Genomic DNA, 25,289 nt, shown 5'->3' with positions numbered 1-25,289 from the left:
CCACCCGCCCACCTATATTGCGGCAAGGAGCGAGTTTGCAATTTCAATCGACAGGAGCATGAAGATGATTTCAACCGGCGACACCCTGCCCGAAGCAACCCTGATCCAGATGGGCGCTGACGGACCGGAAGAGGTGCGGGTCTCCAGCAAGGTCAAGGGCCGCAAGGTGGTGATCTTTGCCGTGCCCGGCGCGTTCACCCCCACCTGCCACTCGGCCCATGTGCCCAGCTTCATGCGCACCAAGGACCAGTTTGCGGCCAAAGGCGTGGACGAGATCATCTGCGTGTCGGTCAACGACCCCTTCGTGATGAAGGCCTGGGGCGAGGCCACGGGCGCAACTGCGGCCGGACTGACCATGCTGGCCGATCCGGCCTCGGAATTCACCAAGGCGATCGGCATGGATTTCGACGCCCCGCCCGCCGGCCTGATCGCGCGCTCCAAGCGCTACGCGATGCTGGTCGAAGATGGCAAGGTCGTGGCGCTGAACCTGGAGGAAAGCCCCGGCGCCTGCGAGATTTCGGCCGGAGAAGGCTTGCTCGAAGTCATCTGACAGGACGGCCCCGGTGCGCACCGGGGCCATGCCACGGGTCACGTTGGATGAAGGCCAATTAACTTGGCCCACACCTTCGGAATGTGCCAGTGTTCCTGCATGGGAACCGGGAGTTCATTCATGAAAAGATTTCTAGCAGTCATTACTTTGGGCGGCGCGGGGCTGTTGACCGCGTGCGGGCCTGCGCCAACACCGCAGCAACAGGCTGCGCGCCAGCACGAGATCGCCTGTCTTGGCGGCACCCTGGGCGGCGCGTTGATCGGCGGCGCCATCGGCAACCAGTTTGGCGGTGGGTCGGGCAAGGATATTCTGACCGCAGCCGGCGCCGTGGCCGGCGGGGTCGAAGGCCAGAGATTCGCATGCTGAGGAGCGCCAGGATGAAACACTCGGTTCTATTGATGACGGCCCTGATGATGGCAGCACCTGCCGCCGCAGACAGCGTGGCCGAACTGAATGAGCGCGAATTGAACGCGATCGACGCCAACAACGACGGTTTCCTGTCGCGCGACGAATTCGATGCCTTTTCGGATTACGCCTATCAGGAAATGGACGATGACAAGAATGGCACGCTCGGTCTGGACGAGGCCAAGCCGTTCATGGATATCAAGATGTTCCAGAAGATTGACCGCAATCGCGACAACTCTATCTCTCGGTCAGAGTATGACTCGCAGATGAATGACGATTTCCTGTCTGCGGACAAAGACCGGAACGGTCAGTTGGATTGAGGCCCGGCGCCCCGGCACGGCTGACCCTGAGACCAACAGGAGCGCAGGCATGAGAGTATTTTATTGGCTTGGCGCGGTCGTTCTGCTGGCAGCGTGCGACGTCCCGCAGGCGCCGGTCGTGACCGGGCCGGACGGGCAAGCGCGCATTCAGATCAATACGGCTGGTCTGACCTGCTATCAGACGCGTTGTCTGGACATCAATCCGGCGGCGCGCAGCGTACGGATGATGGGCAACCGCACCGCCGGAATCCCGCGCGACATCGACGTGAGCGACGGTACCGTGACCCCGGCCGAGTTCCGTCGTCTGGGCGAGGTAGCGATGTTGGCTGGGGGCATGGGGTCGCGGGGCGACCGCGGCTAAAGCAGGCTGTCCATCTTGCGCGCAAGCTTGGCGTCCTGAGACGACAGGCCGCCCACGTCATGAGTGGTCAGCACCACCTCGACCGTGCGGTAGACGTTGGACCATTCGGGATGATGGTTCCATTTTTCCGCAAAGATCGACACTTTGGTCATCCAGCCGAAGGCATCGACAAAATCGTCGAAGATAAAGGTCTTGGTGATCGCGTCACGATCCTTGACCATGGTCCAGCCGTTCTTGAACAGCGGATCCAGCAGCGGGCCACGGGTCTCGGTCGACAGAAGTTCGCTCATTGCTGTTCCTCCGGGTTGGCTTTTCTGAACGGGCCGTAATCCGTCAGAATTTCGATCTCTTCCCCCACCGCGCGGGCCTCGGCCTCGAGATACCGCGCGACGGCGTCCGCAAAGCCGGGATCGACGATCCAGTGCAGGCTGTGCGTGCGCGTGGGCAGATAACCCCGCGCCAGCTTGTGTTCTCCCTGCGCGCCGGCTTCGACGCGGTCAAGACCATGCGCGATGGCAAAGTCGATCGCCCTATAGTAGCACAGTTCGAAATGCAGGCAGGGGTGATGTTCGTTGCAGCCCCAATAGCGCCCGAACAAGGTCTTGCGCCCGATGAAGTTCAGCGCCCCCGCGATCGGGTATCCGCCCCGCTCGGCCAGCACCAGCGCCACGTCATCGGCCATGGTTTCGTGAACGATGTCAAAGAATTGCCGCGTCAGATAGGGCGAGCCCCACTTGCGTGCGCCGGTGTCCTGATAGAACTCCCAGAACGCGTCCCAGTATTCGGGCCGCAGATCGGCGCCGGTCAGGGTGCGGATTCCGCCGTCAAAGGCATTGGCCTGCGCCCGTTCCTTGCGGATGTTCTTGCGCTTGCGCGAAGACAGGGCGGCGAGGAAATCGTCGAAGTCGGCATAGCCGTCGTTCAGCCAGTGAAACTGCTGCGAGTCGCGCGCCAGCAGGCCCATCTGCTGCCCGGCCAGCGCCTCGTCCTGGGTGCAGAAGGTGACGTGAAGCGACGACAGGCGATTGTCGGCGGCCAGTTGCACCGCCCCCTGCACCAGCGCCGACATGGCGATCCCGTCATAGCCGGGCCGTGTCAGAAACCGCCGCCCGGTGGCCGGGGTGAAGGGCACCGCGATCTGCAATTTCGGGTAATACCGCCCGCCCGCGTTTTCATAGGCATGGGCCCAGCTGTGATCGAAAATGTACTCGCCCTGGCTATGCGACTTGGCAAACATCGGCGCGGCCCCGATCAACAGGCCGTCCAGATAGGCGGTCAGGTATTGCGGCTGCCAGCCGGTGCCCCGCCCGACCGAGCCGCTATCTTCCAGCGCGCGCAGGAACCGATGCGTGGTGAACGGGTCCAGCGGGCGGGTGCCGTCGGCGGCCTCGGGGCAGGCGCAACTGTCCCATTCGGCCGCCGGGATCTGATCCAGCGCCGACAGAACCCGTATCTCGATCTGTGACTGGTCCATGTGCCCTCCTGCGTCCCCTGAACTATCTGTGACGCCGGCAGCCGGGTTCAACCCGGAATGGCGGCCAGATAGTTCTCGAAGGTCACGTTGTCGGCCACCTTGCGCGCCTCGGCCTCCTGTTCGGCCGAGCGCACCGTCCAGCACAGGATCGGCACGCCTTGCGCCTTCAACTCGGCCACGCGGGGGCGGGACAGGTCCTGCACCTCGTGGCTGATGAAGCTGGCGCCAACCCGGTCGAAATCGGGGATCTCGCGCAGGTGGTCGCAGACCTCGGCCGGCAGATGCTCGACTTCGGGCTTGTAGGAACAGGTCGTCAACCCACGCGGCATCTCCGGCGCAAGCCGGGCCAGCTCGGCCACCGAGTTGGGGTTGAATGACATCAGCGCGACCGGGCCGTCATAGGACTTGAGCAGCGCGACCGCGTCTTGCTCCAGCCGCCCGTCCACAGGCCCCATCGCACCGTGCTGATCCTTGAACTCGATCAGCAGCGGCACGCGGCCGGCCACCAGTTGCAGAACTTCCTCAAGCGAAGGGATACCCTCGTCCCCGTGCAGCAGCGGAAGGTCCGCGGCCTCGGCCCGGGTGATCTGCTGAATGGCGCCCGGCCGCCCGGTCAGGCGCGTCAGATCATAGTCGTGGAACACCATGGCATGGCCGTCCGACGTCAACTGCAGGTCAATCTCGATCCCGTAGCCCGCAGCAATGGCGGCCCGGATGGCCGCCCGGCTGTTTTCCGGGCGGTTCTGGCGAATGTCATGCAACGCCCGATGCGCGATCGGCGCGCCCATGAACACACGAGGCAGAGACGGTGTCATTGGATCTCGAAAATCCCTTCGATCTCGACGGCCACGCCCAGCGGCAGCGATGCGGCGCTGACGGCCGAGCGCGAATGGCGGCCGGCATCGCCCAGCGCCTCGACCAGGAAGTCGGACGCGCCGTTGATCACCTGCGGCTGGTCGGTGAAATCGGCGGTCGAGTTCACGAAGCCGGTCAGCTTGATCACCCGCACCAGCTTGTCGATGTCCCCGCCGCAGGCCGCCTTGACCTGGGCCAGCAGGTTGATGGCACAGACCCGGGCCGCCGCCGCACCGGCGGCCACATCCATATCGGCGCCCAGCTTGCCGGTGATCAACGCATCGTCCTTCGAGATCTGGCCCGACACATAGACGATGTTGCCCACCCGCACGAACGGCACGTAATTGGCTGCCGGTGCGGGGGCGTCCGGCAGGGTCACGCCCAGGGATTCCAGTTTGGCTGCGATGCTCATGTGATTGTCCTCAACTTCATGTGACTCGGGCGGACGCTAACCGGGAACACCGCCCACGGAAAGCCGGAAACCGGCAATTTCGCATTTGCCCGCGATTTGGGCAGGTCTCCACTCATGCGGATGTGTTGAATGCAGGCCACTTTACCCGGGTCCGGCGCGCGGGTTAAACGCTAGGAGTTTCCTTTCGAGTGCGAAACGACTATGTGCCGTTGAATTGGTCCGTTGTGCCAACGAGAAAACGTATTGATTGAGTGTCCGGCTGGATTACATCCGGACGATCGGGAGTAACCAAGACCGTGTCCAACCGGATCCGTTTCAAGCACATCGTCGCAGTGTCGCTGTTCGCGGTTCTGTCGGCCTGCGCGTCGCAGCCCCAGGACGCAGCGGCCCGCGGCGAGGTCTTCGACCCCTACGAAAACGCAAATCGCGGCATTCACAAGTTCAATCTGGGCGTCGACCGGTTCCTGTTCCGCCCGGCCTCGAAAGGCTATGTGAAAATCGTACCCGACCCGATGGTCACCAGCTTCAACAACTTCGCTGAAAACATCTCGTTGCCCGGACAGGCCGTCGACTATCTGCTGCAGGGCAATCTGAAACAGTCGGGCAACGCCCTGCTGCGGTTCGTGATCAACTCGACCGTGGGCGGGTTCGGTCTGTCCAAACCGGCGGATGAGTTGAACCTGCCGCCGGTTGATACCGATTTCGGCGAAACGCTTCATGTCTGGGGCTTCGGCGAAGGGGCTTATGTCGAACTGCCGTTCTACGGCCCCTCGACGACCCGGGATGCGGTCGGCGTTGTGGTCAACCTGTTCTCGAACCCGATCAACTTCTCGCCGACGCGACCGGCCGACAACCTGGGCGTCTATGCCGAGGTGGTACGGCGGATGGGCGATCGGGGCAGATTCTCGGACACGGTCGACTCGATTCTGTACGAAAGCGCAGACAGTTACGCTCAGGCCCGCCTGATCTATTTGCAAAACCGCCGGTTCGAACTGGCAAGGGACGATGAGGATGCCTATCTGGGTCTGTATTCCGATCCCTACGCCGATACCGGCACCGACCCGGTCAGGGACCCATACCTTGACCCTTACGAGGACCCATATGAGGACCCCTATGCTGAATAACGCCATGAACCGCCGTACCTTTGCCGCCACCGCCCTGGCCGGGCTGGCCGTGGCTGGCCTTCCACAGCAGACCCTGGCGTTGACCGAGGCCAGCGCGACACAACTGGTCAACAGCGTCGTTGCCGACATCACGCGCGTGATCGAGTCGGGCAAATCCGAAAGCGCCATGCTGCGCGATTTCGAAAAGATCTTCGTGCAATATGCCGACGTTCCGATCATGGCACGCTATGCGCTGGGCGCCGATGCGCGCAGCGCCAGCAAGGCGCAGATGCGCGAATTCACCAAGGCTTTCCAGGGGTATATCTCGCGCAAATACGGTCGACGCTTCCGCGAATTCATCGGGGGTGAGGTCACCGTGAAGAATGCCCGCAAGATCAAGGCCGGCTACGAGGTTCGCAGCAGCGTCAAGCTGCGCGGCGAAGCGCCGTTCGAAGTGACCTTCCTAGTATCGGACAAATCGGGTCGCGACAAGTTCTACAACATGTTCATCGAAGGCGTGAACCTGCTGCTGACAGAGCGGACCGAGATCGGCGCCATGCTGGATGCGCGCAAGGGCAACCTGGATCAGTTGATCAATGACCTGAAAAAGACCGGCTGAACCAACCGGTCAGAGTAGTGATGACGCCGCGCAGGATCCCTGCGCGGCTTTTTTCGTGGCTCAGTTCAGGCGTTCGCCTGTCGCTTTCGCAAAATAGGACACTTTGCTCATGTCAAAGGCCAGTTTCAGCATCTGACCGGCCCTGGCACTGGTCTCGGCATGCAGGCGGGCTGTGACCTGTTTGCCGCCCAGTTCCGACACGACGTAGGTATCGGCACCGGCCGGTTCGACCATATCGACCAGGCAGGCGGCCTCTTGCACACCGGCACCAGCGCGGAACCCGGATTCAGCGATATCCTCCGGGCGCAGGCCCAGGATCACTTCTTCGGGCAGGTCCAGATCGCGCGTATCCGTCAGCACGATCGGGTCAGCCCCATCCCGCGCAATGGCGACCTGCGTGCCGGTCCCGTTGCGCTGGACCCGCGCCGGGATCAGGTTCATCGCCGGCGAGCCCATGAAATCGGCCACGAACAGGTTGGCGGGGCGATTGTATATCTCGGCCGGAGTGCCGATCTGCTGCACCACACCGCCCTTCAGCACCACGATCTTGGTGGCCAGGGTCATCGCTTCGATCTGATCATGGGTCACATAGACGATCGAGGCATCCAGCGTCTGATGCAGCTTCTTGATCTCGGTCCGCATCTCGACCCGCAGCTTGGCGTCCAGGTTTGACAGCGGTTCGTCGAACAGGAACAGCTTGGGGTCACGCACCAGAGCCCGGCCCATTGCCACACGCTGTCGCTGACCACCCGACAATTGGCTGGGGCGGCGGTTCAGCAACGGCTCGATCTGCAGAAGCGAGGCGACCTCTTTCAGCTTGGCGTCCTGAGTTGCCTGATCGACGCCGCGCACCTTCATGCCAAAGGTGATGTTCTTGGCCACCGACATGGTCGGGTACAGGGCGTAGGACTGGAACACCATCGCGATGTCGCGGTCTTTGGGGCTGACATGAGTCATGTCCTTGCCGCCAATCGACAGCGTCCCGCCCGAGATCGGCTCGAGCCCGGCGATGCAGTTCAGCAGGGTCGACTTGCCACAGCCGGAAGGGCCGACCAGCACCAGGAAGTCGCCCGGTTCGATCGAGATGTTGATGTCCTTCAGAATCTCGGTTGCGCCGTAATTCTTGTACAGGTTTTGGATATCGAGGATGGGAGCCATGGGTTATCCCTTCACGGAACCGGCGGTCAGGCCGCGGATGAAATACTTACCGGCAACGACATAGACGAGCAGCGTCGGCAGCCCCGCGATGATCGCGGCGGCCATGTCGACGTTGTACTCTTTGACGCCGGTGGTTGAGTTGACGATGTTGTTGAGCGCCACGGTCACGGGCTGCGTGCCCGCCTGGCTGAACGAAACGCCGAACAGGAAATCGTTCCAGATCTGGGTGAACTGCCAGATCACGGTCACCACGATGATGGGCAGCGACAGCGGCAGGAAGATCGACCAGAAGATCCGAAAGAACCCGGCACCATCCACTCGCGCCGCCTTGGTCAGCTCGGCCGGGATGGTGACGTAGTAGTTGCGGAAGAACAGCGTTGTGAAGCCAAGCCCATAGATCACGTGGACGAAGATCAGGCCCGGAATGGTTCCGGCGATCCCCATCATGCCCAGCAGACGCGCCATCGGCAGCAGGACCACTTGGAACGGGATGAAGCAACCGAACAGCATCAGAGAAAAGATGATGTTGGCCCCTTTGAAACGCCACTGCGCGACGACAAATCCGTTCAACGCCCCCAGAAGGGTCGAGATTGCCACGGCAGGGACCGCAATCAGGACCGAGTTCCAGAAATAGGGCCGCAGGCCTTCGCACTGGATACCGGTGCAGGCGCCTGACCAGGCGGTTTTCCAGGCATCCAGACTGACCTCGCGCGGCAGCGAGATCAGCGATCCCGTACGAATTTCCTCGAGGCTTTTGAGCGATGTGGTCAGCATCACGAAAAGCGGCATCAGGTAGTAGAGCGCAAAAAGACCAAGCAGGACATACAGCAACCAACGCAGGGCAATCTTGCCCGTGGCACTCTGGCTGCGGGTTCGGGTTTGGGGCATCGACAGATCAGTCATTTTTCGCCCTCAGTTCTGAGTAGAGGTAAGGAACCACGATGGCAAAGACGACCAGCATCATGATCATCGCGGACGCCGCCGCCTGGCCGATATCGCCGCGCGAAAACGCCATCGCGTACATGTATGTTGCGGGCAAATCGGTTGCGTAACCCGGACCACCGCCTGTCAGGGCAATGACAAGGTCAAAGCTCTTGATCGCAAGGTGCGCCAACACGATGAAGGCCGACAGGAAGATCGGAGCCATCGACGGAATGATGATTGCCGTATAGATCCGCCAAGTGGGGATGCCATCGACCTGCGCGGCCTTGATGATCTCACCATCCACCGAGCGCAGTCCGGCCAGGAACAGCGCCATGACAAAACCCGAGCTCTGCCAGATCGCGGCGATGACGATCGTGTAGATCGCGTAGTCCGGGTTCACCAGCCAGTCGAACTTGAAATTCGGAAAGCCCCAGCCCTGGACCATGGCCTCGATACCCAGACCCGGGTTCAGGATCCACTTCCACGCGGTGCCGGTCACGATCATCGACAGCGCCATCGGGTACAGGTAGATCGTACGGATCGCGCCTTCGACGCGGATCTTCTGATCCAGCAGGATCGCCAGCAGCAGGCCCAGCACCATCGCGATCACGATGAACAGCGCGCCAAAGACGTAAAGGTTGTTGATCGCCGTGTCCCAGCGGGGCGAGTCAAACAGGCGGTCATATTGGATGAAGCCCTTGATCTCGTATTTCGGCAGCAGTTTCGATCGGGTCAGCGACACCCAGGCGGTCCATCCGATAAATCCGTAGACAAAGATCAATACGGCGATGAACGACGGTGCCAGCACCACCTTTGGAAGGTGGTTTTCCAGCCATTCGGACATTTTTTCCTCCGGGGAAAGATGCTCTGCCCCGCAGTATAGGGGGCAGAGCGTGTTGGATCAGTAGCTGTTTGCCACCGCGTCCGCCAGTTGCTGAACCGCGTCAGCCGAGGACATATCCGAGTTGAAATGCGCGGTCACGACGTCGGTGATCGCACCAGCCTGCGCACCGCGCAGCGCCATGCCATGCGCGTAGGACGGCAGCAGCGAGCCATTGGCGGACGAAGCGCCCATGTCTTCGGCCGAGATCTTGGCGCAGATGTCGAACTTGTCCAGCGCCACGTCGGTCCGCGCCGGGATCGAACCCTTGTTCAGGTTGAACACTTCCTGGAACTTGGGCGCGACGATCAGCTTGGCCAGCAGTTCCTGACCGGCGCGCTTGTCGTCGCCGTCCACGTCGAACATGGCAAAGCTGTCGACGTTGTACAGATAGCCGTCACCGGGGGTCGAGGCGCACAGGAAGTCTTCGCCGGGGACCTTGCCCGCGGCCAGGAATTCACCCTTGGCCCAGTCACCCATGATTTGGAAGGCGGCCTCACCGTTCATGACCATGGCGGTGGCCAGGTTCCAGTCGCGGCCCGAGAAGTTCTCATCAACGAACCCGCGCAGGGTGCGCATCTGGTCAAAAATCTGAACCATCGTGTCCGAGGTCAGAGTCTCGGGGTCCAGATCGACAAAAGCCTTCTTGAAGAACTCGGGTCCACCGATGCCCAGCGCAACTGCTTCGAAGACGGTTGCGTCTTGCCAGGCCTGACCACCGTGGGCCAGCGGGATGATGCCTGCGGCCTGCAGCTTCTCGGCAGCGGCGTTGAACTCTTCCCAGGTGGTCGGCATCTCAATGTCATTGGCGGCCAGGATGTCGGCATTTGCCCAGATCCAGTCGATACGATGCACGTTGACCGGTGCGGCACACCAGGTGCCTTCGCACTGCATATGCGCCGCGATCGAGGCGGGCAGGACTTCGGCCCAGCCCTCGGCCTCGGCAACGTTCGAGATGTCCGCCAGAACACCCTCTTCGTACCATTCCTGGATCGCCGGGCCTTTCAACTGAACGGCGGTCGGCGCGTTGCCGGCCAGAACGCGGGCGCGCAGCGCGGTCATCGCCGCGTCTCCGCCGCCGCCTGCAACGGGCATATCCGTCCAGGTGCCGCCATTGGCCGCGAACTCTTCCTGCAGAACGGCGACCGACTTGGCCTCGCCGCCCGACGTCCACCAGTGAAGAACTTCGGCCTGCGGTTCGGCCATCACCGACGTGCCAGCCAGAACGGCCAGCGACGACGCCGTGGCGAGTGCGAAACGTTTCATGTTTGGTATCCTCCCAGATCCTTGTTTGCTGCCGCGGGGCAGCGATGCGGGACATTACCGGCAGCCGCTTGCCGTCTGGCAATGGCAAATATCCCATGTATCCGGCGCGGGCTGCAAATTTTCCCGCCTTTTGTTACAGCGTGTTACGTTGACCTTGAATCTGTTGCAGTCCGTTACAATTGAGGGCAGCGTCGAGGGGGAAATCGGGGAGGAACAGCGTGAGCATTCCACGTCTGCTGGTTGTGGATGACGATCCGGAAATCCGGTCGATGTTGACCCAGTTCTTTCACCAGAACGGGTTCATTGCCCTGCCAGCAGCCACCGAGCGCGAGGTACAGGCACACCTGAAGTCAGGCCGCATCGACCTGATCCTTCTGGACGTGATGCTGGGTGACGAGAACGGGGTCGATATCTGCGCCCGGCTGCGCCGCGAGCAGGACGTGCCGATCATCTTCGTGTCGGCCCTATCTGCCGATCATCAGCGGATGGCCGGGTACGAGGTTGGCGCCGACGACTACATCGCCAAGCCGTTCAACCCGCAACTGCTGCTGGCGCGTGTGCGCGCGGTGATGCAGCGCGCGCGGCGCACGCCATCGCTGGCCTATCGCCGGCGGATCCGCACGTTCCGCTTTGGCGGATGGGTCTATGACGGCAAACGCGACGAGGTGCATGCCCCGGACGGGTACCAGGTGTCGCTGTCGCAGCGCGAAACCGCGTTGCTCAAGGTGCTGCTGGCCAACCCGCACATTCCGCTGACCCGCGACGAGATCGCCGCCGCGCTGGACGTGACCGGCACCGGTGACAAACCCGAAGCTCAGGGTCGGGCCATCGACGTTCTGGTAGGGCGGCTGCGGTCCAAGATCGAGACCAACCCCAAAGATCCGCAGATGCTGCGCACGGCCCGCGGTGTCGGCTATGTCTTCGCCTGCGAGGTCACCGTGGAACAGGAGGCATGACCCTGCGCCTGCGGGATCTGGGCTGGGCCTGGAGCCTGGGTGCGTTTGCTGCCGGGTTGCTGGCGGCAGGACTGTGGTTTTCATCCGTTCGCAACTGGGACGCCTATCTAACCCGGGCCTATGTTGCCGGGTTCTCGGTCTACGAAGATCTGCGCACAGGTCGCGCCTCGCATCCCGACGTGTTGATCACGCCACTGCCGCCCGAGGCCGCAAGTCTGGCCGATGCGGGTGAATTCGAGCAGTTGCCCGACCTTGCAGGACGCCGGTTTCTGACCAACCTGTCCATTCTGACCGACAGCTCCGCACCGCTCAGCGGGCGAAACCTGACGCTTGCGGTCTTGTCCGACCGGCTGGTCTATCCGGTATCCGACATCGTGTCAGGCAGCGATCAGACCGGGCCGCAGAAGATGGGTAACCTGACACGCCTGCTGGCCACCTATTGCAGCGAACCCATTCTGGTGGCCCGGTTCGGACAGGGCGCGTGGCAGAAGATCGACGGTACGCGGGTCTGGGGGTGCGATGCGGCCCCGGCCGACCTGCGTCTGCCCGCGATCTTTTTGGCGGTCGTGGCACTTGCGATCATTCTGACATCAGTCGGCAATGTGACAGACAGCTTTTTGCGGTTCTCCCAGTCGCTGCGTGACCGCCGGCGCAGCGGGGGTCCGGACAGCTACGACATGTCCGGGCCGGCCGAACTGCGCGACATCGTATCGGCGGTCAATACGCATCTTGAGGACGAACGCGCACAGCTGGAAAAGCGTGCCACTGTCTTGTCCGGCGTCAGCCACGACCTTGGGACGCCAGCGGCCCGCGTGCGTCTGCGCGCGGCGCTGATTCCGGACGCCGAGTTGCGAGAGAAGCTGGAGTCCGATGTCGACCAGATGACCGGCATGATCGAAAGCGTGTTGACCTACACCCGCTCGGAACTGAGCATCGAGGACCCGCGCCAGATCTCTCTCACCTCACTGGTCGAGTCGCTGGTTGCCGACTACCAGGATATGGATCTGCCTGTGACCCTGAAACAAGTCGCCCCGGTCGAGGTGGAGGGCGCGGCGTCGCTCTTCATGTCGCGGCGCGGGCATGGCTCGCTTCCGGAAACCCGCCGCATCCTTGTCATGGCGCGACCGATCTCATTGAAACGGGCGCTGACGAACCTGATCGACAACGCGCTGAAATACGGGCGCCACGCAACGGTTGAACTAGAAACCGACGCGGAAACTGCCACGATTGTCGTCGAAGACAAGGGAACCAACTTGTCCGTTTCGGATATCGAGGCGCTGATGGCCCCGTTCCGGCGCGGTTCGAACATCGGGTCGTCCGACGGGTTCGGACTGGGCCTGACAATCGTTGCAACCGTGGCAGAGCAGCATGGTGGCTCGCTGCGCTTTGAAGCGGGTGATCAGGGTCTGCGGGCACGGCTGCAGATCCGGCGCTGAGACCGTCCACATGCAGGCTAGGAATAGCTTCGCACCAAGGCACTGGCGATCAGGGACCACCCATCTGCAATCACGAAAAACGCCAGTTTGAACGGCAGCGAAACCGTGGCGGGCGGCACCATCATCATCCCCATCGACATGAGGACCGCGGCCACTACAAGATCGATGATCAGAAACGGTAAAAATATCAGGAATCCGATCTGGAACGCGCGGGCAACCTCGGACAGCATGAACGACGGCATGAGAACCGACAGTGGCGCCTCCGGCGACAGCTGCATCGAAGCGGTGTCGGGGCGCAAGGCCGCCATGGCCCGAAACGTGTCACCATCCAGCCGCGCCACCATGAACTCGCGGAACGGCACCATGGCACGTTCCAATGCAGGCTCTACCGCGAGCGTTTCTTCGACCATCGGTCGGATCCCGGTGTCCCAAGCCTGGGTAAAAACCGGCTCCATGATGAAGTAGGTCAGAAACAGCGCCAGGCTGACGATCAACATGTTGGGCGGGGACTGTTGCAACCCGATCCCCTGCCGCAGAATGGCCAGTACCGTGACCAGAAATGGAAAACAGGTCACCATGATCGCAAGGCCGGGTGCTAGGCTGAGCACCGTGATCAGCAGGATCAACTGAATGGTTCGCGCCGATATGGATCCGCCGTCGCCCAATGACAGCGACAGCTCCTGTGCCGATGCCAGTGCGGGTGTCAGCACAAGGATCACAATTGCACACCAGGCCGCCCGACGCATCATCCAAGTCCGTTCTGGAAATCCGAAATCTCGGTCAGACGCACCGCCAATTGACCGGCATTGTCCCCCTCCATTTCCTCGAGCAGACCACGGGCGACCAATTGGTCGCCGACATACAGATCCACCGGATCTTCGACCCGTTTGTCCAAGGTCAGAACGGCGTTCTCACCCATGCTCAACAGGTCGCGTATCAAGGGGCGCGCCCGACCGACGGAAACCGTCACCTCTATGGGAACGGCTTCGAACGGGTTGGGTCTTTCAGGTTTGGATGCAGGTGCGTCACTCATTTGACAAAGCCTCTTTTGCCTCAAAAACAAATGCGTCGAAAGCGGCGGCGATCGCGTCCAGCAGCGCGGTGCAATCAACCTCGGACCGGGCGGTGCCGACCTGCAACCGCGCCTGACCCGGCATCAACTCGGGGTCCGCGACGACCTTGGGGAGGGGCGTTATGTCGGCGGGCAACAACGCCTCGACATCCCCCTCAACACCGGGTGGAACCAACAAAAGGATCGGTTGTGCGACCCGCGCCTTGGCCATTTCGCTCAACTGCTCGATTACACGAGCGGCAAGCCCCCGATCCAACACCTTGGGTAGAACAGTCTGAACCAGAGCGCTGAACATCGGTTCAAGCGACAAGGTCATCCGGGTCAGAGCTTCCTGGTAGGTGAAGGACATATCGGAGAAGGCTGCCCGCATATCCTCGGCCAGCGCAGCACGACCTTGGGTTTGGGTCTGCAACGCATCCTCCCACCCCGCACCATATCCGCGTTCGAAAGCGGCAAGCCGCTCTTCCTCCAAAGCTTCTTCGTCCAGCAATCGCAGATCCGCGCCGTCGGCCTGAGCCGTGAAATCCTCGAGCAGGTGGGCGATCGACATCACACCTTATCCTCGTTTTCTTCCAACCAGCTCCGCAGAATTTCGACCGTCTCTTCCTGTTTGTCCCCGATCAGGGCGCGCAAACGGCCGACCGCATCTTCGCTTGCCGTGGACCCAATCGCAGGCACAGAGCCTCCGTTTTCACCCTGGCCGGTGGGAGCGCTGAATTCCTGTCCATCAGCATCTGAGATTTCACCGACAAGATATGGCGCGCCGCCCTCGGCGGAGGCTGCGGCAGGCGGCAAGGCTGGCACTGCGGCCGAACCGGTCAGGATCGGCCGGATCACGAACAGCCCCATAACCAGCGATACGATGGCCAACACTGCCATCTGTATCAGCGACATCGTATCCAGATGGATGCTTTGCCAGACCGAAGCGGTCGCCATTGTTCCTTGCGGTTCGACATTGGGCAGTTCCAGGGATTTCAGCGTGATGACATCCCCGCGATCCGCATTGAAGCCCACGGCCGAGGCGACAAGCTCTTCCAGAGCGTCAAGTTCCGGCTGTGCCATCGGCATAAAAACCTCGGCACCGGTGGCGTCCGTTGTTCGGGTTCCGTTGACCAGCACGGCAACCGTCAAGCGTTTGATGGCCCCCGGCACCCGCAGAACTTCAAGCTCGGTCTCTGAAACCTCATAGTTGATCCGCTCGCGGGTTTGCGTGGCTGAAGAATTCGATTCATCGGTGCCATTGCCGTCCCCGTCCGGCAGGTTGGACGCGACCGTCACATCAGACGATTGATTGCGGGAGGTATCCGACCGTTCCTCGACATCGGTGCTGATTGCGACACGGCCCTTGGGGTCGAACCGCCGCTCTCTTATGGATTCGGTCTCGGTAACCGTGTCGACGCTGACTTCGACCACCGCATTGCCAGGTCCGACGCGCGCCTCGACCAGCCGCAGGACGCGGTCGCGCAGGACCTTGGCCTTGTCATCGGCAGTGTCGGCGGCAACCGCCGTCTCTTGCGGGCCGATCACCGCACCGTTGGAATCGATCACCGCAACATCCTCGGGCGCGAGGCCGGTCACGGCGGAGGCCACCAGAAAACGGATCGCCTTGGCCTGTTCGACCGTGATCTTGGCCCCGGATGGCACCAGATAGACCGAAGCGGTTGGCGAAACGCTGGGCTGGAACGGGCTTGTGGACCCGCTGGCAATGTGAACCCGCGCCTGCCCCACATGAGGGCTGCTGACGATGGTTCGCGCCAGTTCACCCTCCTTGGCGCGCCAATAGGCAGCGTCGAACATCTGCGAGGTCGTACCGAACCCACTCAGCGTATCCAGCAGTTCATAACCCCGGTTGCCATTTGCAGGCAGACCCTCGCTTGCCAGGGTCATGCGCAACTCGTCGCGTTGCGAGCCCGGAACATAGATTGAGCCGCCACGAATCTCGTAGGTGACACCGCGTTGATCCAGGGCGCGGACGATATCCCCCGCCGCCCCGCTTTCCAGCCCCGCATAGAGGAGTGTCATGGACGGAGATGTCACCAACCGCGACATCGCCAGGACACTCAGGAACACGACGACAGCCGCCCCCGCCACGATGATTTGTTTGCGCCTGCCCAAACTTGCCCAGACAGTTCCGATCTGCTGCACGCTCACCTCCGACTCGCCGACATTCTGTGCGGCTCGTGCCCTGTTTGAACGATTGCCCTTAACAATCGGTTAGTCCCTGCGGGGTTATGACGGGTGCCGAACGCAAGAATGAGGACGCCATGACAGACGCGACCGTGGATGAGGCAGAAGGCCCGAAGAAGTCGAGCAAAAACGGACTGATGATTGGCGCGGTTCTGGCGCTGCTAGGTGCTGCGGGCGGGTACTATGTGACCGCGTCCGGGCTTTTGGGCAAAGGCCCAGAGGCCGAGGGAGAAACAGCGGAAAACGCGGACGCCGGAGATGCGATCGATGCGTTGCCGGATGTCGGGTTCGTCGACCTGCCGCCCGTGATCGTGTCCGTGAATTCCGGCGATTCGCGCCATCTGAAATTCCACGCTCAACTTGAGGTGGCCGCCGGTCACGAGGCCGAGGTGGAAAAGATGATTCCCCGCATCATGGACGTGATGAACGGCTATCTCCGGGCCATCAACCTGTCCGACCTCGAAGACTCGCTGGCTCTGGTTCGCATCCGCGGGCACCTGCTGCGGCGCATCGGCATCGTCGTTGGCGAAGGTCGGGTACGTGACGTTCTGGTCACGGAATTCGTATTGAACTAGGAGGCGAAATTGGAACTGATCTCGGACATTTTGCTGGTCGCCGGCGCCTTGGGGGCCGGATTGTACTGTTTTGTTCTGGCCCGACGCCTCAGGCGGTTCACGGACCTGGAGCGGGGCGTCGGTGGTGCGGTTTCCGTGCTGTCCGCACAGGCGGAAGAACTGAAAAAATCCCTGGATGCCGCGCGTGCTGCATCTGACCAGTCCGGGCACAAACTGCAGGATCTGACCGAGCGCGCCGAGTCAGTCGCACAGCGGCTTGAATTGATCATGGCGTCGATGCACGACGTGATCCCCGAGGACAAACCCGCGGCTGAAGAGCCTGCAAATTCCTCGGCCGAAACCAAAAAGCCGTCACCTCTTGAGGTAGAACCGGTCTCGTTGGAAGAAGAGGTCGGGCCAAAGGACCCCGAGCAACCCGCCGAGCCTGCGGCTGTGGAACAAATTCCATCCAGGCCGGAAGCCGAGGTCAAATCCACCAACGACCCCGCAGAGGATCCGGCCCCGATTCCCAAGGGCGTATTGTTCTTCAGGCACAAGGCGCAAGGTAGCGAGGCCCGATCCTGATGCGCAGCCTGCAACCTGCCCAGCGTCGACCACGTGGTGGCGTTCTGACCCTCATTTCAGCCTTGATGATCAGTTCCGCCATCATACGGCTGGGGCTGGAGGCTGGGCCAGCTTTGGCAAGGGGGTCTGACCCCTCGGAAGTCTCGGCACACAGCGCCGGCTCGGACGAAAAGCCGGACATGCAAGCCTTGCTGACCGAATTGCTGCGTCGGGAAGCGGTCGTCAGACAGCGTGAGAGCTCGCTGCGCGACAGGGAGCGTGCCCTGGAGATTGCCAACGAGGCCATTGCGACGCGCCTTTCCGCTTTGCAAGAGGCCGAGGTATCGCTGCGCGAAACATTGGCCGTGGCGGACAAGGCGGCTGAAACCGACCTTACCCGTCTGACCGATGTCTATCAGAACATGAAGCCCAAGGACGCCGCGGCGCTGTTCGAAACGATGGACCCGGTTTTTGCGGCCGGTTTCCTGTCGCGTATGCCGCCTGAGGCTGCTGCGGGTGTGATGGCCGGTCTCAGCCCCGAGGCCGCCTATACCATCAGCGTCGTAATGGCCGGACGCAACGCCAACGCCCCCACTGAGTAGCCGCCATGAGCCCCACCCTCAAAGACCGCTCTGCCGGAGAGACCACATGATCGGAATTCTTGGAATCGTCGTTATTTTCGTAATGGTGTTCGGCGGCTACCTCGCCGCCGGCGGCAAGATGGCCATCATCCTCAAATCTCTGCCGTTCGAGATGATGATGATCGGCGGGGCCGCCATCGGCGCCTTTCTGATCAGCAATGACATGTCGGCGGTCAAACACACGGTCAAGGATCTGGGCAAGGTTTTCAAAGGCCCGAAATGGAAGCCCGAGGACTACCGCGATCTGCTATGCCTTCTGTTCTCGCTGATCCGGCTCGCCCGTTCAAATCCGGTCGAGCTCGAGCAGCACATCGAAGACCCTGAAAACTCGGCCATTTTTACGGCTTTCCCCAAAATACAGGCGGACAAAGAGGCGGTGGACCTGATTTGCGACACCATGCGGTCGGCGGCGATGAACTATGACGATCCCCATCAGGTTGAAGAGGTTCTGGAAAAGCGGATGGATGCCAATTTCCACCACGCCATGCATTCCAGCCACGCCCTGCAAACCGTGGCGGACGGGTTGCCGGCACTGGGAATCGTTGCGGCGGTTCTCGGTGTGATCAAGACCATGGGCTCGATCGACCAACCGCCCGAGGTCTTGGGCAAGTTGATCGGTGGTGCCCTTGTCGGGACTTTCCTGGGCGTCTTTCTGGCCTACGGTCTGGTCGGCCCCTTCGCCGGAAAGCTGAAAGCGGTCGTGGAGGAAGACAATCACTTCTATCAACTGATCCGGGAAGTTCTGGTTGCCAACTTGCACAATCACAACCCCGCAATGTGTATCGAGGTTGGTCGCCAGAACACGCCGACCCACAATCGCCCCGGCTTCACCGAATTGGAAGAAGCCTTGAAAGAGATCAAGCAGGCAGCAGCATGATCCGGGTTTTGCTCCTGACCCTTGGCCTGAGCGCATCGGCAACTGGAGTTTTGGCGAAGGACGTTCCGGTGCGGTCCGGCGAACATGACGGCTTCACGCGGCTTGTTCTCAGCGTTCCTGCGGGCACCAACTGGAGCCTCGCCCACCGGAAAAACGGTGCGCGCCTGGCGGTCGAATTGGACGACGTGGAATTCAAGACCGGATCGGTCTTTGCACGATTGTCCGCAGGCCGGCTTGAGGCGATATCGCAGGCCGATCCCGGCGCACCGCTTGAGCTGGACTTCGGCTGTGACTGCGCCGCGACCGCTTTTTTGTACAAGGATACGATGATCGTTGTGGACATAGCGGCGCAAAAAGCCTTGCCTCCGCCAAGTCTGGACATTCCATCGATCATGATCCCAGAGCAGACTTCCAAACGTCGTCCACAGGCCGAAGCCCCATCAATTGAATTGGTTGCCCCCCTTCTGCAACTGGATCGCGATGGCCTGCAGCAGCGCCTTTCGACCCGTCTGTTGCAAGGCGCGGATCGCGAGCTTGTCGACCTGAACGTCACACCTCCGGGTCCGCGTGCTTCGGTGCCGGAAGCGCTTCCAGACATCGCGCGGGATCTGCCTGCCCATATCCAGGTAAGCTCGATCCTTGACGAGTTGGGCAAACTGGGAGAGCCACCTCTGCAACCTCTGGAGTCGCTGCCAGCGTGTATTTCGGATGCCGAATTGGGGTTCGACACCTGGTCTGACGGTCGACCCTTTGCGCATCAGGTGGCTGAGCTGCGTGCAGGGCTGTTCCTGGAGTTCGACAGGGTCGACAGATCCATCGCGCTCAAGCTCGCAAAGCTGTTGGCACACTGGGGTTTCGGTTCAGAGGCCATTCAGGTTCTGCAGTTGATGGAAGATGCATCGCCGGAACAGGAATGGGTTCGAGCGGTCGCGCAAATAATTGATGATCAGCCTGTATCAGAGCCTAATCAACTGCTTGGGTCGCAACGCTGCGACGGCGCGGTTGCCATGTGGGCCGCGATGGCGGATGGCCAGTTGCGGGATGATGCGCAGCAGGAACGGATGGAACAGGCGTACCTGAAGCTTCCTGAGCATCTACGCCGGATCCTCGGCCCCCGGCTGACCGAGATATTCGTCAACTCTGGCCGGCTTGAGGCCGCCCGGCGGGTACTGCGTTCGGTAGATCGCGTCCAAACTCTGCAACACCCCGAGACGACACTCGCGCAGGCAACTGTTGCCGCCGCTGAGGGAGATGCCGACACCAGCGACATTTTGTTGAACGACGTCATCGACAACCCAAGCTCGGATTTGGAAGCCCCGCTTGCCCTGGCCCGGCTTGTTGAAAAGAAGTGGGCAGAGGGTGGGGCCGTTTCGCGACGCCAAATCGATCTGATCTCGGGCTACGCGATCGAACTGCGCAATTCTGAATTGGGCCCGGTCATGGCCCGCGGTCACGCCCTGGCGCTTGCCCTGGGCGGCGAGTTTTCTGCGGCCTTCAATATTCTTGATGCCCATCGCAGAGACGAGACCTGGGCCGGCACGCGCAATCGTATCTTGCATCTGGCAGCAGAGCGCGCGGATGACCTGACCTTTCTGCTGTATGCAAGTACCCTGAAACCACATGATTTAGAGTCTATTTCGACCGGGACTTCGCTCTTGCTTGCCAAGCGTTTTGCGGACCTCGGCTTTGCCAAGCAAGCCCGAGACTTGACGGGTGCAGGTTCGGATGGGACACGCAGGCGCGACCGCGCCATCCTTCGGGCGCGGGCCGCGCTGCTGGAAAGCCGACCGGATCTGGCCCTTCGCGAATTGGCCGAGGATCCCTCAGATGACGCTGAAAGGCTGCGGGCACAAGCCCTGACCGATATGGGCAATTACGCGGCCGCCGTTGAGGCTTGGCGGGACATAGGGGATGAGGATTCCGCGGCGCGCCTGTCATGGTGGGCGGGGTTCAACTTGGAAGAAGTTGGGGCGAAGGACACCACGCTGGGGCAGGTCATAGATCTGAGCTCGGCCCTGCGTGCGCCAGTACAGCGAGAACCGGACAAGCCGATTTCTGACGCTGAACAGCTGCTTGAGGCCAGCGCCGACACGCGGCAGAAGATAGTCGAATTGCTGAACGTGACAACTGAATTGGAATAGTCAGGATCCGCGCGACGAACAGCCGACTTGTGCGCCTCGCATTGAGAGCATGCGCTTGTCTGAAAGAGCAAGCACCGCCAGACTGCCCCGCAAATTCAACCTTATCCAGGCCAGGGGCAACGGATGTCCGAAGCGCTCATTCGATGTTTTGTCGCCATTCCCGTATCTTCCGAAATCGCCCAGATATGCGCCGACGTCGCTCGCGCAGCACATTGCGGTCGAAGTTTGCCTGCTGAAAACCTTCATCTGACGCTGGCTTTCCTGGGCGACCAGACCCGAAACGCCTTGATCGAATTGAATGATCACCTCGAAGCGCTGAAGCGCCCGGCCTTTTCCATCAGACTGTCCGGGCTGGGCAGTTTCGGAAACTCGCTGCACATGGTGGTAGAGCCCGATCCCGAACTCCTGCGCCTGCATGAAAGCGTCCTGCAGTGCATTAGGCGGGCCGGGCTGACGCTGCGACGCCGCCGCTTTCGACCGCATATCACCATAGTTCGGGGTATTGAATCGTCTCTAAACAAGGCCATTTTGCATATCCTAGTTCCCCAGGCCACCATGGTGGTGACCCAGTTCAACCTGAACTCTTCGACACTTCGGCCGGACGGGGCACGATATGAAACGCTGTCGACCTATCCTCTGCAGCTGCAAGGTTGGTCCGGTCAGGCTGACGACTTCGCCGACCGGTAGAGAGGCTGCACCATGTCACTAAACCGGGTGCCGGGATCGGTAAGGTTCAAAACCGCCCTGCTCAGATTCTTGGCAGCAGACTCTCCGATTTCCGGAGAAGAAAACTCGACAAACTTGTCGATGACGTCCTGTCGCGACATCGGAGACTCAGGCCCGCCCCCGGCATGGATGTCGCCCGAGCGGAAAACGCGACCGTCATGCGTCGTTACCTGAACGTCGGCCCAGCGCCCGGCGGGAAAGCGGGAATTATGGCGGTCCGACTCGGATACGGTGATGCGGCTCAGGAAATCGGCGACCATCGGATCGGACAATCCATCGCCGCTGATGTGCTCGACCCCGATCCGCCCGTGTACCGCAAAAGTCGAGACGGCAAATGGCAGCGAGTATTGCGCCTGCGAAGTCGTCTCGGGCATCCCCGAATACAGTTGAACTGCTTCGTGAAAACTGTGGATCTCGACACGGGCGATCTGGTGATGGGTCAGACCGTGCGAGTTCATCACCGTGCGCAGCCCGTCGATGGCGGCATGGGCCCAGCGGCAGATCGGATAGGGTTTCACATATTGATGTTCCATCTGCCAAAACGTGCCGAGGTCCTGCCAAAAGGGAGCCGCGCGGGCTTCCTCGATGGTGATGGCGGGGGCGCCGGTAAAGCCGCGCTCGGCCAGAATTGCCGCCGACATGCCCACCAGCGCGCCCCAGCCCGACCCGTCATGCAGCATGGTCGGGTTGGCAATCTCGCGCATCATCTGGCTGCGGGGGCCGTGATATTCGGCAATACCAAGGCCTTGGCCCAACTGGTCCGGTGAATGGCCCCGCAAGCGGGCGGCCATGGCAACCGCGCCCAGTGCGTTCCACGCTCCCGAGGTGTGGTAGTCGCTGACGGTGGCGTGCAGCGCGATACCCGCGCGGCCCGCAATTTCGTAGCCGGTGATGACGGCGGCCAATGCATCGGGTCCGGACAGATCAGGGCAGTGTTCGGCCAATGCGCACAGCGCGGGCACGACCACCACGCCGATATGACCCTTGGTCGGGTTGTAGCCGTCGTGCCCGTCGAGATTGTCGGTTTGCGTGGCGGCCGCGTAGGCCGCGCCTGCCAGACTGACCCGGCGCCCATCGCACAGCATCCGCGCCGAGAATGCAGGATCGGTCGATCCGTACAGCAATGCGGCAGTGTCGCGGGCGATCACGCCGGCCTCCATCGGGGTCGAGGCGATCACGATGCCCAAAGTATCCAGCAGCATCAGGGCCGCCGCTTCGCGCGCGCTGTCGGGCATCTGGTCCGCCGGGCGGTTCAGAACAAACTCGGCAACGCGGGCGAAGGTTTCGGTCACTTGGCACCCTCCATCGCCGGTTTCTGGTCTCGCAGGCGCAGGCCTTCGGGGTCGAACGCAGGCGCATGCAGGATCCGAGCCCTGTGCGGTTTGCCCAGGATGAAGATATGCACCTCGTCACCCGGCTGGGCCACGGCTGGGTTGGCGTATCCGATGGCCAGCGACTTGCCGACCGTATAGCCATAAGCGCCCGAAGTGACGCGCCCGACGGGCGTACCATCTGGGGTGAAGATCGGCTCGCCCCCGCTGGCATCGGCATCGTGGGGGACATCGACCTCGAAAATCGACAGCACCTCGCGCGCGGGATTGTCTTTGATCGCCAGCCAAGCCGCCTTGTGTAGGAAATCCTTGTCTGGCTTGATCAGCCCATCCAGACCGACCTCGTGCGGCCAGTACTCCTGCGAATACTCGCGCCCCCATGAACCATAACCCTTTTCGATCCGCAACGCGCCCAGAGCACGGCCGCCGACCGGCCCGCCACCGCAGGCGCGGGCAGTATCCAGAAGCGCGGTATAGAGTCTGATCTGGTCGCTTTCGGCGCAGTGCAGCTCCCACCCCAGATCGCCGGTGAAGCTGACGCGGATGGCAAGGCAGGTGACCCCGGCAACCTCGATCGTAGCCGAGCGCATGAAGCGGAACGCATCGTTCGACAGATCGGCGTTGGTCAGCCGTTGCAGGGCCTCGCGCGATTTCGGGCCGGCGATGTTGAAGCCCGCGATGCGGTTTGTGGCGACCTCGAAGGTGGTGCCCTCGGGCAGGCCCACCATGTTGAAGAACCGCTGATGATAGCGTTCGGCCATACCCGAGCCGATCATCATGTATTCGTCTTGGGCCGTTTTGGTGATGGTGAAATCGCCCGCCACGCCGCCACGCACGGAAATAAGCGGGGTCAGGCAAGACCGCCCCACCTCGGTCGGCACCCGGTTGGCCACCAGCCGGTCGAGCCAGTCATGGGCGCCCGGCCCCTTGATGACGTAGTTGGCAAAGTTCGAGATGTCGATCACGCCCACGCTTTCACGCAGCATCCGGGCCTCGTGCCCCACCGGTTCGAACCAGCTCTGGCGGGTAAAGCCGGTGGTCTCGACCGTCCCGGGCCGGTCGGCGAACCACAGCGGGTGTTCCCAGCCGCAGTTGAGGCCGAAGACCGCGCCCATCTGTTTCTGCATCTCGTAGGCAGGGCGCACGCGGGCCGGACGGCCGGCGCTGCGCTCTTCGTTCGGGAAATGGATGGCGAAGCGGTGGGAATACTGGTCGGCGACCCGCGCCTTGGTGAAGTTCTTGTCGGCCCAGTCGCCGAACCGCGCCAGATCCCAGGCGAACATGTCGTATTGCGGCTCGCCCTCGATCATCCATTGCGCAGCCAACAGCCCCAGCCCGCCCGATTGCGAGAATCCGGGGATGATGCCGGTGCAGCAGAAATAGTTGCGCAGCTCGGGCACCGGCCCCCAGATGGCGTTGGAATCCGGAGACCAGATCATCGGGCCGTTGATCACCCGTTTCACGCCTGCGGTCGCGGCCACCGGCACACGCTCGGTCGCGCGGATCACGTTCTCCATGATCCGGTCCAGATCGTCAGGGAAGAGGTCATGGGCGAAGTCCAGCGGCGTGCCGTCCTCGGCCCAGAACCGCATGTCCTTCTCGTAGGCGCCGATCAGCAGCCCGTTGCCTTCCTGCCGGAAATAATACTCGCCGTCGCGGTCGGCGATCGAGGGCAGACGGCGGCCAAGGGCGGCGACCTCGTCAATCGCCTCGGTCACGAAATACTGGTGCTCGGTCGGTTGCAGCGGCAGGTCCAGCCCGGCCATTGCGGCCACCTCGCGCCCCCACAGCCCGGCGGCGTTCACCACCCATTGCGTGTGGATGTCGCCCTTTTCCGTTCGCACGATCCACGAGCCGTCAGGCTGCTGTTCAGTCCCTATTACAGGGCAAAACCGCTGAATCTCGGCCCCCAGCGCACGCGCCCCGGCGGCATAGGCATGGGTCACGCCCGAAGGGTCCACGTTGCCGCCGTCGGGTTCATACATGATGCAGCGGATGTCATCGAACTGCGCCAGCGGGTGCAGCTCCATCGCCTGTTCGCGGCTGATCTCATGGAAGTTCAAGCCGTAGAACCGCGCCTTGGCCTCTTGCAGGCGCAACTGGTGCTCGCGCGCTTCGGTCTGGGCCAGATACAGCGATCCCGGCTGGAACACGCCGCAGCCCTGCCCGGTTTCCTGCTCCAGCTGCTTGTACAGGTTCATCGTGTAGTGCTGGATGCGCGTAACGTTGTTGTTGTCGTGCAGCCCGTGGATGTTGGCCGCAGCGTGCCACGTTGAACCGCTGGTCAGTTCGTCCCGTTCCAGCAGGATCACGTCGGTCCAGCCCAGCTTGGCAAGGTGGTAGAGGATCGAACAACCGACAAGGCCCCCTCCGATCACGACGGCCTGTGCATGGGTTCTCATTGGGCTTTTCTCCTGACTGGCGGGGACGCGTCACCCCTCTGCCTCAGAAGTCAGCCACAGGACCTGCACACCGTA

At 61.9% G+C, this 25,289-nt stretch carries 28 protein-coding genes; 14 read left to right on the top strand and 14 right to left on the bottom strand.

The window, feature by feature from the left end:
- Positions 1 to 64: 64 nt before the first annotated feature.
- The 4 genes from GOW72_RS01650 (at position 65) to GOW72_RS01635 (ending at position 1,636) form a co-directional block, all read left to right on the top strand.
- The gene (locus GOW72_RS01650; RefSeq protein ID WP_170360950.1) at positions 65 to 550 is read left to right on the top strand and encodes a peroxiredoxin; all 486 of its coding nucleotides are present in this window, start codon (positions 65 to 67) and stop codon (positions 548 to 550) included.
- 120 nt (positions 551 to 670) lie between these two features.
- Positions 671 to 916: a glycine zipper 2TM domain-containing protein gene (locus GOW72_RS01645; protein ID WP_093964393.1), complete on the top strand. Its 246-nt coding sequence runs from the start codon at positions 671 to 673 to the stop codon at positions 914 to 916.
- A gap of 11 nt (positions 917 to 927) precedes the next feature.
- Positions 928 to 1,275, top strand: coding sequence for an EF-hand domain-containing protein (locus GOW72_RS01640; RefSeq protein ID WP_170360535.1), 348 nt, complete (start codon positions 928 to 930; stop codon positions 1,273 to 1,275).
- Between the two features lie 49 nt (positions 1,276 to 1,324).
- The gene (locus GOW72_RS01635) at positions 1,325 to 1,636 is read left to right on the top strand and encodes a hypothetical protein (protein ID WP_093964392.1); all 312 of its coding nucleotides are present in this window, start codon (positions 1,325 to 1,327) and stop codon (positions 1,634 to 1,636) included.
- Here GOW72_RS01635 and GOW72_RS01630 read toward each other — a convergent pair.
- Genes GOW72_RS01630 through GOW72_RS01615 form a run of 4 tightly spaced genes read right to left on the bottom strand, consistent with a single transcriptional unit; the run spans position 1,633 to position 4,377 of the window.
- A complete protein-coding gene (locus GOW72_RS01630; protein ID WP_170341049.1) occupies positions 1,633 to 1,926 on the bottom strand; it encodes a 4a-hydroxytetrahydrobiopterin dehydratase in 294 nt (97 codons plus the stop codon). The genes GOW72_RS01635 and GOW72_RS01630 overlap by 4 nt on opposite strands.
- Complete coding sequence (locus GOW72_RS01625) at positions 1,923 to 3,110, bottom strand: GNAT family N-acetyltransferase (protein WP_170364674.1); 1,188 nt, start codon at positions 3,108 to 3,110, stop codon at positions 1,923 to 1,925. The genes GOW72_RS01630 and GOW72_RS01625 overlap by 4 nt, the downstream gene beginning before the upstream one ends.
- A 47-nt stretch (positions 3,111 to 3,157) precedes the next feature.
- Positions 3,158 to 3,925, bottom strand: a complete 768-nt coding sequence (locus tag GOW72_RS01620; RefSeq protein WP_170364672.1) for a glycerophosphodiester phosphodiesterase family protein — start codon at positions 3,923 to 3,925, stop codon at positions 3,158 to 3,160.
- The gene (locus tag GOW72_RS01615; protein WP_005980179.1) at positions 3,922 to 4,377 is read right to left on the bottom strand and encodes a RidA family protein; all 456 of its coding nucleotides are present in this window, start codon (positions 4,375 to 4,377) and stop codon (positions 3,922 to 3,924) included. The genes GOW72_RS01620 and GOW72_RS01615 overlap by 4 nt, the downstream gene beginning before the upstream one ends.
- Positions 4,378 to 4,673: 296 nt before the next feature.
- On the opposite strand from GOW72_RS01615, the gene GOW72_RS01610 reads away from it, so the two are divergent.
- Entirely contained in the window at positions 4,674 to 5,501 is an 828-nt protein-coding gene (locus GOW72_RS01610) for an MlaA family lipoprotein (protein ID WP_170341043.1), read from the top strand.
- A complete protein-coding gene (locus GOW72_RS01605) occupies positions 5,491 to 6,099 on the top strand; it encodes an MlaC/ttg2D family ABC transporter substrate-binding protein (protein ID WP_170341041.1) in 609 nt (202 codons plus the stop codon). Before GOW72_RS01610 ends, GOW72_RS01605 begins: the two co-directional genes overlap by 11 nt.
- Before the next feature lie 60 nt (positions 6,100 to 6,159).
- Here GOW72_RS01605 and GOW72_RS01600 read toward each other — a convergent pair whose 3' ends face one another.
- From GOW72_RS01600 to GOW72_RS01585, 4 genes are read right to left on the bottom strand one after another with little or no spacing between them, the layout of a single operon-like run.
- Entirely contained in the window at positions 6,160 to 7,257 is a 1,098-nt protein-coding gene (locus GOW72_RS01600) for an ABC transporter ATP-binding protein (protein ID WP_170364669.1), read from the bottom strand.
- A gap of 3 nt (positions 7,258 to 7,260) precedes the next feature.
- Positions 7,261 to 8,160, bottom strand: coding sequence for a carbohydrate ABC transporter permease (locus tag GOW72_RS01595; protein ID WP_170341932.1), 900 nt, complete (start codon positions 8,158 to 8,160; stop codon positions 7,261 to 7,263).
- Entirely contained in the window at positions 8,153 to 9,025 is an 873-nt protein-coding gene (locus GOW72_RS01590) for a carbohydrate ABC transporter permease (protein WP_170360524.1), read from the bottom strand. Before GOW72_RS01590 ends, GOW72_RS01595 begins: the two co-directional genes overlap by 8 nt.
- A 57-nt stretch (positions 9,026 to 9,082) precedes the next feature.
- A complete protein-coding gene (locus tag GOW72_RS01585) occupies positions 9,083 to 10,327 on the bottom strand; it encodes an ABC transporter substrate-binding protein (RefSeq protein ID WP_170364103.1) in 1,245 nt (414 codons plus the stop codon).
- A 218-nt stretch (positions 10,328 to 10,545) separates the two neighbouring features.
- Between GOW72_RS01585 and GOW72_RS01580 the strand changes: the two genes are divergently transcribed.
- Together GOW72_RS01580 and GOW72_RS01575 are read left to right on the top strand one after the other, a co-directional pair.
- Positions 10,546 to 11,283, top strand: a complete 738-nt coding sequence (locus GOW72_RS01580) for a response regulator (RefSeq protein ID WP_170364667.1) — start codon at positions 10,546 to 10,548, stop codon at positions 11,281 to 11,283.
- Positions 11,280 to 12,719, top strand: coding sequence for a sensor histidine kinase (locus GOW72_RS01575; protein WP_170364665.1), 1,440 nt, complete (start codon positions 11,280 to 11,282; stop codon positions 12,717 to 12,719). Before GOW72_RS01580 ends, GOW72_RS01575 begins: the two co-directional genes overlap by 4 nt.
- 17 nt (positions 12,720 to 12,736) lie before the next feature.
- Here GOW72_RS01575 and fliP read toward each other — a convergent pair whose 3' ends face one another.
- The 4 genes from fliP to fliF are packed head-to-tail and all read right to left on the bottom strand — an operon-like array spanning position 12,737 to position 15,936.
- Complete coding sequence (gene fliP / locus GOW72_RS01570) at positions 12,737 to 13,465, bottom strand: flagellar type III secretion system pore protein FliP (protein WP_170365980.1); 729 nt, start codon at positions 13,463 to 13,465, stop codon at positions 12,737 to 12,739.
- Entirely contained in the window at positions 13,465 to 13,752 is a 288-nt protein-coding gene (locus GOW72_RS01565) for a FliM/FliN family flagellar motor switch protein (protein ID WP_093964097.1), read from the bottom strand. Before GOW72_RS01565 ends, fliP begins: the two co-directional genes overlap by 1 nt.
- A complete protein-coding gene (locus GOW72_RS01560) occupies positions 13,745 to 14,341 on the bottom strand; it encodes a FliH/SctL family protein (RefSeq protein ID WP_170364663.1) in 597 nt (198 codons plus the stop codon). The genes GOW72_RS01565 and GOW72_RS01560 overlap by 8 nt, the downstream gene beginning before the upstream one ends.
- Positions 14,341 to 15,936, bottom strand: coding sequence for a flagellar basal-body MS-ring/collar protein FliF (fliF, locus tag GOW72_RS01555; RefSeq protein ID WP_170364661.1), 1,596 nt, complete (start codon positions 15,934 to 15,936; stop codon positions 14,341 to 14,343). The genes GOW72_RS01560 and fliF overlap by 1 nt, the downstream gene beginning before the upstream one ends.
- A 119-nt stretch (positions 15,937 to 16,055) precedes the next feature.
- On the opposite strand from fliF, the gene GOW72_RS01550 reads away from it, so the two are divergent.
- The 6 genes from GOW72_RS01550 to thpR all read left to right on the top strand — a co-directional run bounded on the left by GOW72_RS01550 (position 16,056) and on the right by thpR (position 21,442).
- On the top strand, positions 16,056 to 16,553 hold the full coding sequence (locus GOW72_RS01550) for a flagellar basal body-associated FliL family protein (protein WP_170364659.1): 498 nt from the start codon (positions 16,056 to 16,058) through the stop codon (positions 16,551 to 16,553).
- A 9-nt stretch (positions 16,554 to 16,562) separates the two neighbouring features.
- Positions 16,563 to 17,117, top strand: coding sequence for a hypothetical protein (locus GOW72_RS01545; protein ID WP_170364656.1), 555 nt, complete (start codon positions 16,563 to 16,565; stop codon positions 17,115 to 17,117).
- Complete coding sequence (locus tag GOW72_RS01540; RefSeq protein WP_170364654.1) at positions 17,117 to 17,698, top strand: MotE family protein; 582 nt, start codon at positions 17,117 to 17,119, stop codon at positions 17,696 to 17,698. The genes GOW72_RS01545 and GOW72_RS01540 overlap by 1 nt, the downstream gene beginning before the upstream one ends.
- Positions 17,699 to 17,744: 46 nt before the next feature.
- Entirely contained in the window at positions 17,745 to 18,614 is an 870-nt protein-coding gene (gene motA / locus GOW72_RS01535; protein ID WP_170364651.1) for a flagellar motor stator protein MotA, read from the top strand.
- A complete protein-coding gene (locus tag GOW72_RS01530; protein ID WP_170364649.1) occupies positions 18,611 to 20,755 on the top strand; it encodes a hypothetical protein in 2,145 nt (714 codons plus the stop codon). Before motA ends, GOW72_RS01530 begins: the two co-directional genes overlap by 4 nt.
- A gap of 123 nt (positions 20,756 to 20,878) precedes the next feature.
- A complete protein-coding gene (gene thpR, locus GOW72_RS01525; protein WP_170364647.1) occupies positions 20,879 to 21,442 on the top strand; it encodes an RNA 2',3'-cyclic phosphodiesterase in 564 nt (187 codons plus the stop codon).
- On the opposite strand, the gene GOW72_RS01520 is transcribed toward thpR, so the two are convergent.
- Together GOW72_RS01520 and GOW72_RS01515 are read right to left on the bottom strand one after the other, a co-directional pair.
- Positions 21,415 to 22,773 (bottom strand): MmgE/PrpD family protein, encoded by a 1,359-nt coding sequence (locus GOW72_RS01520; RefSeq protein ID WP_170364645.1) that lies wholly within the window; start codon positions 22,771 to 22,773, stop codon positions 21,415 to 21,417. The genes thpR and GOW72_RS01520 overlap by 28 nt on opposite strands.
- Entirely contained in the window at positions 22,770 to 25,214 is a 2,445-nt protein-coding gene (locus GOW72_RS01515; protein ID WP_170364643.1) for a GcvT family protein, read from the bottom strand. The genes GOW72_RS01520 and GOW72_RS01515 overlap by 4 nt, the downstream gene beginning before the upstream one ends.
- Between the last annotated feature and the right edge of the window lie 75 nt (positions 25,215 to 25,289).

It is taken from the genome of Ruegeria arenilitoris (assembly GCF_013032855.1).
GTDB classification, from domain to species: domain Bacteria; phylum Pseudomonadota; class Alphaproteobacteria; order Rhodobacterales; family Rhodobacteraceae; genus Ruegeria; species Ruegeria arenilitoris.
The sequence above is the reverse complement of the archived record's forward strand: the minus strand, read 5'-3'. Positions and strand labels throughout refer to the sequence as shown.